At 30.2% G+C, this 17430-nt stretch carries 21 protein-coding genes; 2 read left to right on the top strand and 19 right to left on the bottom strand.

Annotation, left to right across the window (positions count from 1 at the left end; all coding sequences use genetic code 11):
- Positions 1–20 precede the first annotated feature (20 nt).
- The 9 genes from glaH to ACIJYB_RS01440 form a co-directional block, all read right to left on the bottom strand.
- Positions 21–932, bottom strand: coding sequence for a glutarate dioxygenase GlaH (glaH, locus tag ACIJYB_RS01480; RefSeq protein WP_435151533.1), 912 nt, complete (start codon positions 930–932; stop codon positions 21–23).
- Positions 932–1255, bottom strand: coding sequence for an AzlD domain-containing protein (locus ACIJYB_RS01475; RefSeq protein WP_435086460.1), 324 nt, complete (start codon positions 1253–1255; stop codon positions 932–934). Before ACIJYB_RS01475 ends, glaH begins: the two co-directional genes overlap by 1 nt.
- Positions 1245–1949, bottom strand: coding sequence for an AzlC family ABC transporter permease (locus ACIJYB_RS01470; protein ID WP_435151531.1), 705 nt, complete (start codon positions 1947–1949; stop codon positions 1245–1247). Before ACIJYB_RS01470 ends, ACIJYB_RS01475 begins: the two co-directional genes overlap by 11 nt.
- Complete coding sequence (locus ACIJYB_RS01465; protein WP_435151528.1) at positions 1949–2734, bottom strand: ABC transporter ATP-binding protein; 786 nt, start codon at positions 2732–2734, stop codon at positions 1949–1951. Before ACIJYB_RS01465 ends, ACIJYB_RS01470 begins: the two co-directional genes overlap by 1 nt.
- Entirely contained in the window at positions 2734–3474 is a 741-nt protein-coding gene (locus tag ACIJYB_RS01460; RefSeq protein WP_435151525.1) for an ABC transporter ATP-binding protein, read from the bottom strand. The genes ACIJYB_RS01465 and ACIJYB_RS01460 overlap by 1 nt, the downstream gene beginning before the upstream one ends.
- Positions 3474–4526, bottom strand: coding sequence for a branched-chain amino acid ABC transporter permease (locus ACIJYB_RS01455; RefSeq protein WP_435151522.1), 1053 nt, complete (start codon positions 4524–4526; stop codon positions 3474–3476). Before ACIJYB_RS01455 ends, ACIJYB_RS01460 begins: the two co-directional genes overlap by 1 nt.
- The gene (locus ACIJYB_RS01450) at positions 4526–5419 is read right to left on the bottom strand and encodes a branched-chain amino acid ABC transporter permease (RefSeq protein ID WP_435151519.1); all 894 of its coding nucleotides are present in this window, start codon (positions 5417–5419) and stop codon (positions 4526–4528) included. Before ACIJYB_RS01450 ends, ACIJYB_RS01455 begins: the two co-directional genes overlap by 1 nt.
- Positions 5420–5482: 63 nt before the next feature.
- Positions 5483–6721: an amino acid ABC transporter substrate-binding protein gene (locus tag ACIJYB_RS01445; RefSeq protein WP_435151516.1), complete on the bottom strand. Its 1239-nt coding sequence runs from the start codon at positions 6719–6721 to the stop codon at positions 5483–5485.
- 110 nt (positions 6722–6831) lie between these two features.
- On the bottom strand, positions 6832–7446 hold the full coding sequence (locus ACIJYB_RS01440) for a LysE family translocator (protein ID WP_435151514.1): 615 nt from the start codon (positions 7444–7446) through the stop codon (positions 6832–6834).
- Positions 7447–7566: 120 nt separating this feature from the next.
- Here ACIJYB_RS01440 and ACIJYB_RS01435 point away from each other — a divergent pair, with 120 nt between their 5' ends.
- The gene (locus tag ACIJYB_RS01435; RefSeq protein WP_435151511.1) at positions 7567–7863 is read left to right on the top strand and encodes a TIGR03643 family protein; all 297 of its coding nucleotides are present in this window, start codon (positions 7567–7569) and stop codon (positions 7861–7863) included.
- Positions 7864–7866: 3 nt separating this feature from the next.
- Positions 7867–8121, top strand: coding sequence for a glutaredoxin 3 (gene grxC, locus ACIJYB_RS01430; protein ID WP_435151508.1), 255 nt, complete (start codon positions 7867–7869; stop codon positions 8119–8121).
- Here the strand turns inward: grxC and ACIJYB_RS01425 are convergent.
- The 10 genes from ACIJYB_RS01425 to ACIJYB_RS01380 form a co-directional block, all read right to left on the bottom strand.
- Positions 8113–8454, bottom strand: a complete 342-nt coding sequence (locus ACIJYB_RS01425; RefSeq protein WP_435151505.1) for a hypothetical protein — start codon at positions 8452–8454, stop codon at positions 8113–8115. The genes grxC and ACIJYB_RS01425 overlap by 9 nt on opposite strands.
- Before the next feature lie 23 nt (positions 8455–8477).
- Complete coding sequence (gene msrB / locus ACIJYB_RS01420; RefSeq protein WP_435151502.1) at positions 8478–8849, bottom strand: peptide-methionine (R)-S-oxide reductase MsrB; 372 nt, start codon at positions 8847–8849, stop codon at positions 8478–8480.
- Positions 8850–8852: 3 nt separating this feature from the next.
- Complete coding sequence (locus tag ACIJYB_RS01415; RefSeq protein WP_435151499.1) at positions 8853–9803, bottom strand: D-2-hydroxyacid dehydrogenase family protein; 951 nt, start codon at positions 9801–9803, stop codon at positions 8853–8855.
- A complete protein-coding gene (locus ACIJYB_RS01410) occupies positions 9796–10665 on the bottom strand; it encodes a DMT family transporter (RefSeq protein WP_435151497.1) in 870 nt (289 codons plus the stop codon). The genes ACIJYB_RS01415 and ACIJYB_RS01410 overlap by 8 nt, the downstream gene beginning before the upstream one ends.
- Positions 10666–10692: 27 nt before the next feature.
- Complete coding sequence (locus ACIJYB_RS01405) at positions 10693–11934, bottom strand: NAD(P)/FAD-dependent oxidoreductase (protein WP_435151494.1); 1242 nt, start codon at positions 11932–11934, stop codon at positions 10693–10695.
- A gap of 66 nt (positions 11935–12000) precedes the next feature.
- Positions 12001–13125: a rod shape-determining protein RodA gene (gene rodA, locus ACIJYB_RS01400; RefSeq protein ID WP_435151492.1), complete on the bottom strand. Its 1125-nt coding sequence runs from the start codon at positions 13123–13125 to the stop codon at positions 12001–12003.
- Positions 13126–15030 carry a penicillin-binding protein 2 gene (gene mrdA / locus ACIJYB_RS01395; RefSeq protein WP_435151489.1) on the bottom strand — a complete coding sequence of 635 codons (1905 nt, stop codon included), beginning with the start codon at positions 15028–15030 and terminating at the stop codon, positions 13126–13128.
- A complete protein-coding gene (mreD, locus tag ACIJYB_RS01390) occupies positions 15023–15541 on the bottom strand; it encodes a rod shape-determining protein MreD (RefSeq protein WP_435151486.1) in 519 nt (172 codons plus the stop codon). The genes mrdA and mreD overlap by 8 nt, the downstream gene beginning before the upstream one ends.
- Complete coding sequence (gene mreC / locus ACIJYB_RS01385; RefSeq protein WP_435151484.1) at positions 15541–16389, bottom strand: rod shape-determining protein MreC; 849 nt, start codon at positions 16387–16389, stop codon at positions 15541–15543. Before mreC ends, mreD begins: the two co-directional genes overlap by 1 nt.
- Before the next feature lie 5 nt (positions 16390–16394).
- Positions 16395–17429 (bottom strand): rod shape-determining protein, encoded by a 1035-nt coding sequence (locus tag ACIJYB_RS01380; protein WP_435151481.1) that lies wholly within the window; start codon positions 17427–17429, stop codon positions 16395–16397.
- Position 17430 lies beyond the last annotated feature (1 nt).

The raw sequence follows: 17430 nt of genomic DNA, 5'->3' as shown, positions 1-17430 counted from the left end.
TTTATATTGATTATATTGAATTAATTAATAAAAAAAGAGCCTCTAATTCTCAATAATTCTCTACTTAATTCTTCGTTTTCTTTAAAAGGTTTTCTTCCATGCAGCCAAAAGTAATTGTTAGCAATTATTGAAGATCCAACAGGCAATTTAGTTATAGTTTTATTTTTACTTTCTTCTAAAGCATCTGACAATCTTTGTAAGAAATTACCTTGTTCCATATTTTTAGGCTCTGGAAACTGATCTATATAAGAAATATTAGGTTTGCCATTTTCATCTGATGAAAAAACTGGATGTTCTACTTTGTAATCTACATTTTTACTTTTAGGTGAACCCCAAACGAAATTCTGTTTCCCAACAGGATCATTGTATAAATCATCACAATGTTCCCAATCATCAAGATGTAACATTGCAGTCTCTCCATCTTTTGCATTTTGTTCGTCAATTTTAGACATTAACAGCCAATCAGTAACCTCTTTAACATAAGTTCCATCTGTATGTAGATCCATATTTTTGTATGCTTTTCTTAAATACGAGTCACTTTTATCTTCATGCTTCACAACAAATCTTGCATAATATTTACCAGCCATCGAATCATGATTGGGTGTTCCTATTAAATGGGCAATAGCAGTAGATAGCTTAACTAGAAATTTATCATTAATTTTTGCTGTAATATTTTTAGGGCCAATTACAAAACAACCTGTAGATCTATCTCTAATGATAGAATTCATTAATTTACTTAGCTTATTATTGGTCAAATCATCTAAGCTTTTTGCAATAGTAAATCGTGTAAAAGGTTTTAATTCTAACGCTGTTAAATCAAATTTATTGAAAGGGAATATTAGTTTATCAATAATTTCATTTTCAAGATCAATATTAATTATTCTTTTTGAATTATTATGTTCCGAAATTGTTAAACCAGAAATTTTATCCATTATAAGTGCTCGCTCAATAATGCCATCATGATAGCAGAAATTACTGTTGGATAAACAAAATTTCTTTTAGATATAAAAAATATAAATAAGCAAAATAATACTACTGTAGCTCTACTTAAATAGCTTGTATCAGATAACACTCCTACAGGAAAAATAATTGTTCTTGCAATCAAGGCTGCTAAAGTTGAATAAGCTAAACAATTAAACCATCTAAATAATTTTGATGTTTCTTTTATTCCTTCTGATGAAACTACTCCTAAAAATCTAGATGAAAAAGTAGCTAATGATGTAACTAAGATTGCAAGAACTATACTAATTGACATTTAGCTCTCCTATAAAATATGCAATAGTCCCACCAACTAGTCCACCAAGTAAAATTGACCATTCAGGAGAAAAAAAATAAAAGATTGGGCCCAGTAATAATCCTAATATTACTGAAGCTCCTATTTGAAGAGTCTTCATTGCGCCTACCATCATACATAAAAAGTAAATTGGATTTAAAATTGCTAAACCAATCATCATATTTTTATCTAAAAAGTCAGATGCATAAAATCCAATAAATGTGCCTATTACAGCAGTAGTCCATGTCGCTGTACCAATCCCAATCCAAAAATCAATTCTATGTTTTTTTTCAATATTTTTGTAATTGCTTTTCATTATCAGCCATGCTGACACTGCAATGAAATGACATGAAAAATAATATTTCCATTTTGGTTGGCTTTTGTGCATCATTAATGGAAATAAAGAAACAGTCATTGGATATAATCGAGCATTAACAAACCAAACTGCCAAAAATATATTTAATAAAGATGCTCCAATTAATAATGATTCAGCCATTACTAGTGATCCAGGTAAAGCATAAGTAAGCATTGTTGAAAAAATACTTTCCTGAATATTAAACCCTAAATTTTTAAGAAGTGCTCCAATTGCAATAAAACAACAACCAAGCGCTATTGCTGGGCTATCTGAAGCTAAAATAGACCTAAACCCTTTAAAGAAAAACTTTTTATTAATCATTAGCCACCAAGGAATAGCCTGCCAACATCAGGATTACTTAATAATTCATCGCCTTTTCCAGCAATAGCTGTTTGACCAGAAACTAAAACGTAACCTATGTCAGCAAATTCTAAACCTTTTTTAGCATTTTGCTCTACAAGAATGATTGTTTTTTTTTCATTTTGTTGAAGATCTTTTAAAATTTCAAAAACCATGTCTATATATCTTGGTTCTAATCCAATTGAAGGTTCATCAACCAATAAAACCGATGGTTTCATTACAAGGGCTCTTGAAATTTCAAGTAATCTTCTTTCACCGCCAGACAAAACTTTAGCTGGTTGATTTCTTCTATTTCTTAATCTCTCATATTTTTCAAAAATTCTCTCTGCTTCTTGGTAGGACTCATCTGTATTTTCTTTTATATAGCCACCCATCAATAAATTTTCTTCAACCGTCATATCTGGAAAAACAGAGTTATCTTGTAAAATATAAGCAATACCACATGACTTTAATTTTTCTGCTGGTGTTAAGTTTGTAATTTCTTCTCCATCAATTTTTATTTGTCCTGAAAAAATATTTGTGAATCCATAGATTGAATGAAGTATTGTAGATTTTCCTGCACCATTTGGTCCAATCAAACATAAAGATTGAGCTTTGCTGACTCGCAAATCGAAATCATGAAGAATTTCCATTTTTCCATAACCAGCTGATAACTTATTAATAGTCACATGATTATTTTCAGGAGATAATTTTTGTAACTCTTCTACTCCTGGTGCTTTACCTAGCACATCATATTGATTAGACATTATTGAGCCCCCAAGTAAGCATCTAATACACGCTTATCATTTCTAATTTCTTCAGGTGTTCCATCAGCTAACATTTGACCATGAGCTAAACAGAAAACTTTTTGAGCTAAATTCATAATCACTTTCATATTGTGTTCAATAACCAATAAAGTAATTCCATATTCTTTATTTACTTTGATCAAACGATCAATAATTCCATTTATTAATGTTGGATTAATTCCTGCTGTTGGCTCATCTAATAAAAGCATTTTAGGCTCATTCATTAGTGCCATAGCAAGTTCTAATAATTTTTGCTGACCAAAAGAAAGGTCTCCTGCTCTAAGCTTTCTTTTTTGGTGAAGACCAACAAATTTCAATAAAGTTTCAGCTTTATCAGTTAAATCAGATGGTATTTTTTGAAATACAGCAAGAATTCCATCATTTTCAGGCTTATGGCTAATTAACATATTTTCAATACAGTTTAATTTTCCATAGATTCTTGTTTGTTGAAAAGTTCTTAACAATCCCAATTTTGCAACGACTGGTACAGGTAATTCAGAAACTTCTGTTCCGTCAAATTTAATTGAACCCTTGTCAATTGGATAGGTTCCAACAATAGAATTAAATAGTGTTGTTTTTCCTGATCCATTTGGTCCAATTAATCCAACAATTGATCCTTGTTCAACAGACATTGAAATGTCAACGTTAGCTTTTACACCACCAAAAGATTTACTAACTCTTGTTACATCCAATATAGACATTATTTTAATTCTACCTGCGCCTTTCGATCTGCTTCATCAATTGTTTCACCAAATTTTTCTGGGTATTTTTCTCTTAACCATCCCATTATTCCCTCAGGAAAGTAAACAACGATTACTACAATTAAAACTCCTAAAGCAACATACTGCCAACCCAAAAAGTATGTCCAAAAACCTTCTTTAAATAAATGAAAAACAGTTGCGCCAACAAGTGGTCCCCATAAAGTTCCTTTTCCACCAAGTATTGCCATTAATACCATGAACACTCCAAAAGTTGGTCCAGCAAATGCTATTTCTGTCGGCTCAATGTAACCATTGATATGACCCATTAGTCCACCAGCTATTCCAACAAAAAATGCTGAGACCATCCAACCAATAATTTTATATCTCATTGTATGAATTCCCATTGCTTCTGCTTTGTCTTCATTGTCTCTTATTGCGTTTAAGACTAATCCAAACCTTGTGCTGTAAGCCCACTTTAAAGTAATAAAAGTTACAACAGCTAAGGCAAAACTTAAATAATATAAAAATTGAGATGACAACTCGTTAGAACCAAATCCTTTTGGCCAAACTGGAACTGTCATACCTTGGCCAGCTCCAATAATTTCAATTCCACCTGCAATCTCACCTGCAGCAATTCCTAATGCTAAAGTACAAATTGCGAAATAGTGACCTCTTAAACCTAAAATTCCATAACCAATAACTCCTGCTATAATCATTGGAATTATTCCTGATAGAATTATACCAACTCCAAAACCTTGAAAGAATTGAGGAATGGTATGAACAAAAGTTTTTTCACCCCCTGCATCTGTCCATTCGGCTAATGAGAAAAACATTGCTATTTGCGTACTGGATGCAACATACATTCCAATACCAAAGAATAATATATTTCCAAATGTGTTGTAACCCATCTGACCACCTTGAACATCCCAGGTCATAGCTAATACAATCAATATATAAAGAAATGATAACTGAAGTTTATAAGCTGGAAATATAAATGCCCCAGCTAAACCAAAGATCATTAACCCAACATATAATAAAGTATTCTTATTCATTATTTCAAATATTCTCGTTTTCTAGAAAGTTTAAATCTTCTGTAAACAAGTATTATTACAAGCAAAGAAAATACTGCTGCTATTCTAAATTCTGTTCCAAGTAAATAATCTGCCCATTCTTCAAATATACCCAGACCCATACCAGAAATTGCAACAGCAGGTAAATTTCCCAATCCTGCAATAATTACAATCATGAAAGACCTAACTGTGTAAGGTAGTCCTGTGTAAGGATGAAGAGTAAATGTAATTGCTATACATGCGCCCGCTATTCCACATAATGCTGCATTAATTCCAAAAGTTGCTGCGTAAACTTTTTCAGTATCAACACCTAAAATCTTTGCTGCTCTTGCATTTTGAGCTGTTGCTCTAATTGCACGACCCAATTTTGATTTTCTCATGTAAACAACAAGAATAATTGCTGATATTACACAAACTGATCCTGAAAATATTTTAGCATTAGGAATTGTAACCATATTGTCAAACAACATCGTTGTCCCAAAATTTGATTGAGCAACCACAACATCTGCACCAAATGCAAAGTTCATTAACTGTTGCGCTAGAATACTTATCCCAAATGTTGCTAGAATTGAGGTAAATAAATCTTTATCTACCACTTTATTGATAACAAGTTTGTACATCCCCCAACCCACACAATACATAATGATTGGTGAAACAATTATTCCAAAGGCAGGGTGTATTCCAGATAGGTACATAAAGTAAGCAATGTAACCACCCATGATTACTAATTCTCCTTGAGCAATGTTAATTATATTCATTACTCCCCATTGCAATGCCATTCCATAAGCAATTAATGCAAACAAAATACCTAATAGTATTCCGTCCATTGACGCTTGAACCATTAACATTGGTACTTGGAAAATTAGAAAATCCATAAATCTTTTAAGTGTTTTTCCAAAAATGCTCCCTATTACTAGGGAGCATTTCCATATTAGATATTATCTTTTAGACCAAGATGGTATTGGGTGAACTAACTCAGCTGAAGCCCATTTAAGTGGTGCAACAACTTTATTTTCACATTTTCCACCATCATCACAGATTACTTGGAAAAGAACCATTGGTTTAGAAATGTTCTGACCACCTTCTGCAAATTTTATATTTCCATAAAAAGTTTGCATGTCAGTTGCAGCTAAAGCATCTCTAACTTTTTTAGTATCAAATGAATTTGCTCTTTCGAACGCATCTTTGTAAACTAATAAAGCAGCTGAAGATTCAGCAGCTTGGTAAGGAGGCTCATATCCAAACTTAGAATTAAAGTCTCCAGCATATTTCATACCACCACCAAAATACTTATCTTTGTATGATAATGATTTATGCCATTGAGAAGCGCAAAGTGCATACTCAGAAGCTTTACCATGTTGTTTAGATAATTTAGCAGCATCACAGTGGGTCATTGCTAACATTGGAACATCAACTTTCATTTCAGATATTTGTCTGATTGCAGTTAATGCACCTTTTGTGTGACCTGATACAACTAATACATCTGGCTTAGTAGCTTTTACTTTAGATAAAGTAGCAGCCATATCATTTAGCTCTTTAGGTAATTTGTCATCAATAATGATTTTAGAACCAGTTCTCTTTGCAGCATCAACAATACCTAGTCTCACGTCTTGTGAGAAAGCATCTTGTTCAAATGCCATTGCAATCTTAACTGGTTTTCCACCATTTAATTCAACAGCAGTTGTAATAGCTACATCAAGATATAAATTTGCTGGTGCAAGCACTGCAAATAAATATTTATAACCTTTAGTAAATAACGATCTAGATGCACCGTTAGCTTCTACCATTGGTATTCCATATTTTTCAGTTACAGGCGCCATAGCTTTAGTAAGTCCTGAGCTGTATGGCCCAAGCATGAACTGAACACCATCTTGTTTGATTAATCTTTCTGCAAGTTGAGCTGCTCTACCAGAGTTTGACTCATCATCGTAATAAATGATTTCAAACTTGTAATTTTTTCCACCAACTTTAACACCACCCATGCTATTAATTCTCTCAACAGCCAAATTATAGCCGTTTTGAGTATGAACACCATTTGATGAATATTTTCCAGTTAATGAAACAGCTGCACCTAAAATAATTTTATCTCCAACAACCTTCGCGAAAGATACAGTTGAAGCTGAAATTAAAAGTGCAATTGCAGAAAATAATGTAATAATTATGTTTCTAATTTTCATTTTATTTTCCTTTTCTAGTTTTAAATTTAAAAACTAATTAAAACCTTAAAATGATCAATTAACAAGATAGTTTTATGCATAGCTATTATAACTAATACACACCTTGCGACTTAATACTTTTGAATAAAAGCAATGATAATCGCAATAATAACTAAAACGCACGCTGAAATTGTATTAATAACCTTAGGATTAGCTTTAATCCAAACTATTAGCTTTCTTGCAAGCACAGCGTAAGCCATTAAAGATAAAAAATCTAAAACAACATAAGTTGTGATTAAAATAAAGAATTGAAAAATATAATTTCCATTAAAGTCAATAAATTGTGGAAATATTAATGGAAAAAACATCCAAGCCTTTGGACTTGTGCCTGCAACTAAAAAACCATCTCTAAAAAAAGAAAATAAACTTTTTGACGAAACATTATCTGAACTTACATCCTTAGGGTTTGATTTATAAAGATCATAAGCAAGATATAAAATATAAGTTACCCCAACCCATTTAAAAATATTTAAAAAATTTGGATTATCTACAAAAAAAGATCCGATAACGAAAATAACTAATGTTGCTTGAATAAAGTTTGCAGTAATATCTCCTAATGCAGTCCATATACATTTTTGAACTCCGTAATTCATAGAATATGAAATAATAACAATCCTAGGTGTGCCAGGAGTTATAAATAAAAACAAGATTATTTGTAAAAATAGAAAATAATTTAAGGGGTACATTTTAAGGAAGATAGTCCAAAAAAACCGGGAGCTAAAGATGGCTAAGATGGACTATCAGACCCTATAATATCACACCCTAAAAAAAATGCATTAATCATTTTTTTCAAATATAAAGGATTTATGAAAAAAAAAGGTCACACCCCAATAACCAGGGTTAAAAACCCAGAGCCAAATGTGGATGACCCAGATTGGATCATTTGGGCAGCCTGGGCAGATCGGATCACTTTTGAAGAAATAGAAAAAAAGACTGGAAAAACAGAATCTGAGGTTATTAAGATTATGCGAAGATCTGTTAAACCTATTTCATTCAGATTGTGGAGAAAAAGAGTAAATCAAAAAAGTATAAAACATAGAAAAAAATTTGAATATTCTAGAAAAGAAATAGCTAGTAAAATAAAAAAGAATGATTATTTATAAACTATGAAAAATGTAACAATCTATACAGGACCACTTTGTAATTACTGTGAAGCAGCTAAAAAATTACTAGCTAGAAACAGTGTTGAATATAAAGAAATAAATATTGCAACAGTTGAAGGTGCAATGGACGAAATGATTTTAAAAGCTAATGGTAAAAGAACAATTCCACAAATTTTTTTTGATGATCAACACATTGGTGGATACGATGATGTTAGAGCTTTAGAAAAAGAAAATAAGCTTCAAGACCTTTTAAAATAAAACGAAATAAATAACTAAAAAAATTAAAGTATATTCAAAAAAACTTTTAAAAGTTGTTATTTGTTTTTCATTAAATCTTTGATTGATATATTTTTTTAATAAATAAAAACCAACATTCACTAACAAAACACCAATTATAATACCAATAACTGTAAATTTAACTGTAAAATTTTTATAACCAAAGTAACAAGCTGCAATTAAACTAAACCAAGAAATTTTTGTAATAAATATTTTAAATATTATTCCAGCCTTTTTACTAAACACTGATTGTGTTTTTATTATTGAATAAGACCAAATAATTCCTATTAAAAAACTAATATATTTAATTATCATTGTTAATTAAATTTTTTACTACTTCATTTTTTTTTAAAAACTAAGCAAACGCCATTATTACAATATCTTTTTCCAGTTGGATTAGGTCCATCTTCAAAGATATGGCCATGATGTCCACCACATTTTTTGCAGTGGTATTCAGTTCTAGCATAACCTAAATGATGATCTGTTTTAGTTTCAAAAACATCAGGCAATGATTGATAAAATGAAGGCCAACCAGATCCACTTTCATATTTTGTGTTCGAGTCAAATAATTTTTCTCCACAATTGGCACAATGAAAACTTCCTTCTCTTTTTTCATGATTAAGTTCACTTGTACCTGCTAATTCTGTTCCTTCTTCAAATAAAACTAACTTTTGTTCTGCTGTAAGTTTAGGATTAATTTTTTTTGTCATTATCTATTCTATTACTCTTAAAGGTTTGCCATTTACACAAGCTTCAAGATCCTCGATCATTTGAGTATAAAAAATACTATAATTTTCTGCAGTAACATAACCAATGTGAGGTGTTAACAGTGCATTTGGTAAAAATCTTAGTTTATTTCCTTCAGGTAATGGCTCTTTTTCATAAACATCTAATCCAGCACCAAGAATAACATTGGTTGATAAAGCGATAATTAAATCATCTTCATTTACAATTGGTCCTCGAGAAGTATTAATTAAAAAAGCCGTTTTTTTCATTTCATCAAATTCTTTAATTGTTATACAATCTTTATAACGTTCGCCGCCTTGAACATGAATGGAGATGTAATCTGATGTTTTAATTAAATCCTCTTTGCTACAAGGAAGTACATCTAATTCTTTACATTTATCTAAATCTAAATTTTCACTCCAAGCCATTACTTGCATGTCAAAAGCCTTTGCGATTTTAGCAACCTGTGAACCCACTCTTCCAAGACCAATTAAACCAATAATTTTTCCTTTAAGTTCAAAGCCAACCGTTGTTTGCCAGTAACCTTGATACATATTATCTATTTCTGTTTTAAGGTTCTTTGAAAGCCCTAAAATTAAAGCCCACGTTAATTCACATGTAGGATTAAAGTTAATCTCAGTACCACAAACTATAATTTTTTTCTTTTTTGCAGCCTCAAGATCAATCGCTTTATTTCTTGAGCCACTTGTGATGATATATTTAAGATCATTTAGATTATCGATTATATTTTTTGTGATTGGTGTTCGCTCACGCATAATTAGCAGCGCTTCAAAATCAGCTAGTTGCTCGATAGCATCAGCCTCATCTAAAAAAGGTTCACTGAATATCTTAAATTCATATTTTCCAGATAATTTTTTTAAATCTACAAACTCTTGTGAAACATCCTGATAGTCATCTAATATTGCAACTTTAAGCATTTTGAACTTTCTTATTTGATAAAAATAAACCTAATATAATTAAAATTGATCCAATTAAATGAAAAAATTCAAATTGTTCATTAAAAAAAATTATTGCCATTATTGTACTGAAAAAAGGGATTAATGATAAAAAAATACCTGCTCTATTTGCTCCAATAATTGCAACAGCTCCAGCCCAACAATAGTAAGAACCAATACTTGGGAATAATGCTAGATATATTAAAGTGTAGTAAAGATTGGTGTTAAAACTAACTCTAAGTCCTTGAGAAAACTCGTAAAGAAATTGTGGAAATATAAATATTAATCCAAAAGTACATAAAACTTGAACTAGGGTTAAAAGTGGTAAAGTAAATTTTTTGTTTTTTAAAAAAGCAGAATACAGACCCCAAGTAATAACTCCACCTATCATTATAAGATCTCCTTTATTAAAGTTTAAGGATAACAAAACATTTAAATCAAGTTTTGTAATTATCGATAAAATCCCAAATACAGATAGAATTAATCCAAGTATTTGAAATTTATTAGTTTTTTCAATTTTGAGTAAAAAACATAAAAAAATTATAGCTGCAGGAATAGCTGTATTAAAAAGAGAAGCATTAATTACTTGGGTGTGAACTAATGATAAATATGTAAAGGTATTAAATAAACCAACACTAGTAAAAGCTAAAAAAAATAACAAAGGTAAATTAGTTATAATTGTATCTTTATGTCTTATTATTTCCTTATAAGTGAAAGGTAAAAGAATAAACCAGACAAGGGACCATCTTAAGAAAACAAGAGACATTGGTGGAATGTTTTCTAAAAATGCAAACTTTCCAACCATAAAATTGCCTGCCCAAAATAGTGTTGCGCACACTAACATTATGTACGCTTTTATATTTTGCATAAATTAACTAAATCTTTTTGAGCTATAAGGATCTAAATTTAAATTTGTATTTTCATTAGCTATCATTCTAGAAACAATCTTTCCAGATATTGGTCCCAATGTCCAACCTAAATGATGGTGTCCAAAACAATAAAAAACATTTTTATGATTTTTTGAAGGACCTATAACAGGTAAGAAATCTGGTAGAGATGGTCTAAAACCTAACCATTCATCCTCATGTTCAGGTAGATCTCCCAACATATATTTTGCATTATTAATTAAATTTTTTATTCTTGATTTAGACAAAGGGTTATCTAGACCACCAAATTCAACAGTGCCTACAACTCTTAATCCTTGTTCCATTGGTGTTATACCAAATCCTCGATTAGAAAATATTACTGGTCTACTTAATAAATGATCAACTCCTTTAAAATGAACATGATAACCTCTTTCAGTGTCTAGGGGAATTGTTTCGTCAAGATTATCAGTTAATTTTTTTGAAAAAGCCCCACAAGCAATCACAGCCTTATCAAAAATATAACTTTGTGTTTCAGTTTTAAAAATTGGCTTTTCTTCATCAAAATTAATATCTTTGATGTTAACTTTGTTAAATTTTCCACCTTTTTGTAAAAATAGATCAAAAAGTTTTAATAAAATTTTTTTAGGATTCCTAGCATGTCTCGCATAAGGATAATAAACTCCAGCATGATAAAATGGTTTTATATGTGGTTCTAAATCATGAATATCTGATTTATTAACAAGTTGCTGTTCAACGCCTAACTCGTTTCTTATATTAATTTCTAATTCTCTACTTTTTAAATCTTTGTCGTTCCAAATATAAAGAATCCCTTTGTTTTCAACTAGTCCTTCTAAATCTATTTCTTCAAATAATTCATCATATGCTGGTAGTGCTAAATCTAAAATTTGGTGCATATTTTTTGCAGTATGCATCATATTTTTATTTGTACAGTTCATGATGAATTTTACAAACCAAGGAATCATTTTGGGCACATAGTTCCATTTTAAGGCGAGAGGACCAGATGAACTTGTAAGCATAGCAGGCACATCCGCTAAAACATCAGTTCTATTTAATGGTACTGAAGCATATGGAGAAAAATGACCTGCATTTCCATATGATGCCGCAGTACTTCCAGGATTATCACGGTCAAAAATAGTTACGTTAAAGCCTTTTTTTTGAAGAAACAAAGCATTCGAAACACCTTGAATTCCTGCACCAACAATTCCAACTCTAATGTTATTTTCCATACAAGCTTATACAATCTAAAATTAAAATTTGTAGTGACAAATTATACTTTTGAAAACTTCAAATTATTAGGAAATTGTTTGCTTGTGATTAATTTTGGCACTTAAAACAATTCCAAACCCAATCATAGTTGCTAGCATTGAAGATCCACCATATGACAATATGGGTAAAGGAGATCCAACTATAGGTAATAAACCCAATACCATTGATAAATTTACTACGATATAAACAAAAATAGCAAAAGCAAAACCAAAACAGAAAAACTTAGCGAAATTACTTCTTGAGATTGCTCCAATTCTGATGATTCTTGAAATTATAATTATATAAAGAATTAATAGACAAACAGATCCAATAAAACCATATTCTTCAGAAAATAAAGTAAAAATAAAATCAGTATGTTTCTCAGGTAAAAACTCCAAATAACTTTGTGTTCCTTTTAAAAAACCTTTACCACTTAATCCACCTGAACCAATTGCAATTTTAGACTGAATAATTTGGTACCCTGCACCTAATGGGTCTCTATCGGGATCTAAAAATGTTAATATTCTTAATTTTTGATAGGGTTTCAAAAAAGAAATAATAAAAGGTAAAGAAATTAGAAAAGTAATAAAGGAAATAAAAAAATATTTAATTTTTACCCCCCCTAACCATAAAATTATCAATCCACTTGAAGCGATCAGAATTGATGTTCCTAAATCAGGTTGGGATATTACTAAAATTACTGGAACTAAAATTATTGAAAGAGCAACAATGATACCTGTGAATGAGTTTACATGCTCTATTTTTAGTCTGTGATAGTATTTTGCAAGACATAAAATGATGCCTATTTTCATAAGTTCTGATGGCTGAAGTACTATAAAATATAGATCTATCCATCTTTGTGAGCCTGAAGCCTTAATTCCATCGATTGAAACCCAAATTAAAAGTAAAATTAAAACAAAATAAAAAATATAAGAAGTAATGTGCCAAAATTTTATATTAAAAAAAGATATGATTAGCATCAATGGAAAAAAAATAAGTAATTTTATAAAATGACTTTTTGTATGATAAAGGATTTCCCCGCCATCTGTAGAATACATTACGAAGACACTTATTATTGAGAGTAATATAATACATAATAATAATATATAATCTAAATTTTTAACTTTCTGAATGAAGGTTAAATCTGAGTCTAATCTATTGTGCTGGAACATTTAGATATTTATTTCTTCAAAATTAGGTTGTTTTTTTCTAAGCTCATCTCTATCAATAATTAACTTGAAAAGTTTTTTTGCCATTGGTGCAGCTGCTTTACTGCCAGATCCACCATGCTCGACTATAATGCTAAGGGCATACCTTGGATTTTTATATGGACCATAAGCAACATATAAAGCATGATCTCTGTCTTTATAAGGTATCTGTTCTAATTTAAGATCTAGCTCACGCTCTCTTTTGCTAATTCTTTTCACTTGAGCTGTTCCTGTTTTTCCAGCGAATTGATATTTAGGGTCGTCAATTCTTGATCTATATGAAGTGCCCATAACTTCATTAGTTGAGCTAAACATTGCTTCTTGGATTATCTTAATATTTCTCTGATCTTCAATAAGTTGATTATTAGAATTAAATAAATTTTGTTCTTCCATAGCTTTTTTTGCTTCAACAAAATTTAATGGATCATTATTTACTATAATTTTTGGTTTTATGGAGTATCCACCATTTGCAATTTGAGCTGTCATCAAACACAACTGTAAAGGCGTTGTTTGCACATATCCCTGACCAATACCAGTTATTAAAGTCTCTCCTAATACCCAACCTTTTCCAAGATTATTCTTTTTCCAATTAGTATCTGGAAAAAGTCCTTTTTTTTCATTTTCAAAGTATTCACCTAAAACTTTTTCACCTAAACCAAATTTTTTTGCCATAACTTTTAATCTATCAACACCAAGTAATCTGGCGACTTCATAAAAATATGCATCACAAGATTGTTTCATAGCATTATTTAAACTTACAATCCCATGTCCTTTTTTTTTCCAGCAATGGAATGTTTGCCCGTAAAGTTCTGTTTTACCTGTGCATCTAACTTTAAAATTTGGGTTCACTATATTATTTTCTAGAGCTGACAAAGCTACTATTGGCTTTATAGTGGATCCCGGCGAATATATGCCTGAAAGTGTTTTATTAATCAGTGGTTTCAATGGATTATTTCTGATTAATTCCCATTCATCCTTACTAATTCCAAATAGAAACAAATTTGGATCATAAGAAGGTGAAGAATACATGGCCACAACTTCCCCTGTATAAATATCCATTACACTTATTGATCCAGCTTTACCATCTAATAATTTAGCTGAAAGTTTTTGGACTTCTGTATCTACAGTTAATCGGATTTTTGAACCCTGTTTTCCTTTTTGATATTCAAGCTGATTAATTCTTTTTCCATATGCATTCACCTCATATCTTTGAATATCATTTGTACCAATTAAATAATTTTCTAGTGTTTTCTCTAATCCAAGTTTTCCTACCTTCATACCAGGTACAAATCTTTCTTGAATAATTTTATTTTGCAAAATATCATTTTCATTTGGTTGACTTACGTAACCTAGAACATGCGTGTAGACATCGCTGAATGGATAATTCCTTGAAATAGTCATCACTGGTTTAACGCCTACTAAATCATACAAATAATTATTAATTTTTACAAACTCACTCCAGCTTAAATTTTCAGAAACAATGATACTTTCCCACGGCTTTAATCTTTTCTTTAATTTTAAAATATTTGAAATTTTTTTATTACTTAATAGTAAAAGAGATTTAAGTCTGGTTAATAGATAATTAAAGTTTTCTACTTGTTCAGGAATTATATGAAGCTGATAAACTTTTAAATTTCCAGCAATGACATTACCAAAATAATCAAAAATATTTCCTCTTGTTGGTGGCAACTTCCACTCTCTAATTCTATTTTTATCAGAAAGAGTTAAATATTTTTTATTATCATTAATTTGTAATGAAAATAACCGACCAATTATTCCAACAAATATTACAACTTTAGCAGCACCAATTATAAACATCCTCCTATTGATGATGTCTTCTTTTCTGATACCTGAGTTTCCTTTAATCATTTAATTTAAATGAAATTTTTTTGTTTATAATGCTGAATAAGAAAAAAAATATTGGATAAAATAAAAAGGTAAAACCTGTGTTAATTAAATATTTTGGATAATTAACTTCTATAAAAAATATCAAATCTAAAATTGTAACCTGAATTGAATTAATCAATAAAATTATAAATAAAAAAGACAACCAATCATTAATAAAATTCGGACTCAAAGTTATGTTCCTAATGTAAGCAGAGGCAAAACAAATCAATAAATAACAAAAGCTACTAATACCTATCGGTATTCCAATTATCACGTCATTAATAATTCCTGCCAAAAATATTGAGGCATATCCAAGATGATCAGGATTTTTTAACGTCCAGAAAAAAATTAATATATGAACAAAGTTAAATCCAAAATATTCAATTTTTAAATAGTTAAAATCAAAATCATTAAAAACTGATAAAAACAACATCCAAATTGGAAAATAAGAAAATAATATATTTATGAATGACTCTTTGTTAAGTGAAGACATTAATTAACTTCCTCAATACTGTGTGATATTATTTTTACATATTCCAATTGTTTAAAATCAGAAAAAAAATCAATTTTATTTATATTATTTGTAACAACTCTGCCCACTGGTAATCCTGGTTTAAACAAACCTCCTTGCCCAGATGTATAAGCTATTAAATCTTTTGATTTAATTTGATCCCCATACTCATCTTTTGTGTATTGAATTTTACCAGTATCTCCACCAGTCCCTGAAACTACTGCCTGCATTCCAATTGGTTCCAAAACTACTGGAATTTTGCTATTTAAATCTGACAAAAGTAGCACTCTTGAGTTGGTGTAATTTACCTCAATTATTTTACCGACTAGATAAACCTCATCTGCGACTGCCATACCTATTTTTAATTTGTCTTTAGTTCCTTTGTTAAGAATAATTGATTTTAAGAAGGGGCTATCTTTATCTATTAAAACTTTAGCTAATAATTCATCAGATTTAATACTTTCATTAATTAATTCCCTTAATTTTTCATTTTCCATTTTTAAAAAATTATTCACTAATTCTTTTTGTTTTAGTTTTTCTAATTCTGACTCTATATTTTTATAATTATCATATATCTCTAGGTGATCTTTTATTTGTGAGTTAATACTTTGTATTTTATTTTCAGGAGCAGAAATTAAAAATGAAGCCCTGTATGTGATTTCATTTATTCCAATCTTAATGTATTGAATAACTTTAAAATTATAATTACTTAAAATAATTACAAAGATAGATAAAAACAATAAAGTTAATAATGAAAATTTTTGCTTATCTTTTTTTTTTAAAAATGCAGATCTAACGGCTATTACAAAATCATCTCTGCTCGTAGCCATTTTTTTTAATATTCAGATAACATAGTAGAAAAAGTTTCTTCTTGATCCAAAGCTTTTCCAGTTCCAACAGCAACACATGATAATGGATCATCTGCAACATGAACTGGTAACCCTGTTTCTTTTGAAAAACGTTTATCAATATTTTTTAATAAAGCTCCACCACCAGTTAATGTCAAACCCATATCAACTAAATCAGCTGATAATTCAGGAGGAGTATTTTCTAATGCTTGTTTAATTGCATTTATCATTTCTCTCATAATGCCATTTAATGCTTCTGAGGTATCTTCCTCAGTAATATTTACCTCTTTTGGTGTACCTGATCTTAAATCTCTACCTTTGACTGGATAAGTATTTGGGCCTGATGGTATCGCAGTACCCATTTCTTTTTTTATTTTCTCTGCAGTAGTATCACCTATTAATAAATTATATTCTTTTCTCATATAATTCACTATTGCTGTATCCATTGCATCTCCTGCAACTCTTAAAGATTTTGAATATACTAATCCTCCTAAAGACATAACAGCAATCTCGCTAGTTCCACCACCTATATCAACTATCATGGATCCTGTTGCTTCAGAAATTGGAAGTCCAGCACCTATTGCAGCAGCAATGGGTTCTTCAATTAATTGAACTCTTCTTGCACCAGCCGCAAGTGCACTGTCTTGAATAGCTTTTCTCTCAACAGGTGTTGATCCTGTTGGCACACAAATTAAAATTCTTGGATTTGCAAATGTGCTACCTTTATGAACTTTTTTAATGAAGTGTTTTATCATTTCTTCTGTAACAATAAAATCTGCAATTACACCGTCTCTCAAAGGTCTTATAGCACTTATATTTCCTGGAGTTCTACCAAGCATTGTTTTTGCTTCATCGCCTACTGCTAAAACATTTTTTTTTCCACCTTGATCAACAATTGCAACAACAGATGGTTCATTTAAAACTACACCTTGTCCTTTTAAAACAACCAATGTGTTAGCTGTTCCAAGATCGATTGCCATATCTTGGCTCCAAATTTTTTTAACACTGTCAAATAGTCCCATT

The organism is Candidatus Pelagibacter bacterium nBUS_44 (assembly GCF_051200895.1).
GTDB lineage: Bacteria > Pseudomonadota > Alphaproteobacteria > Pelagibacterales > Pelagibacteraceae > Pelagibacter.
The sequence above is the reverse complement of the archived record's forward strand: the minus strand, read 5'-3'. Positions and strand labels throughout refer to the sequence as shown.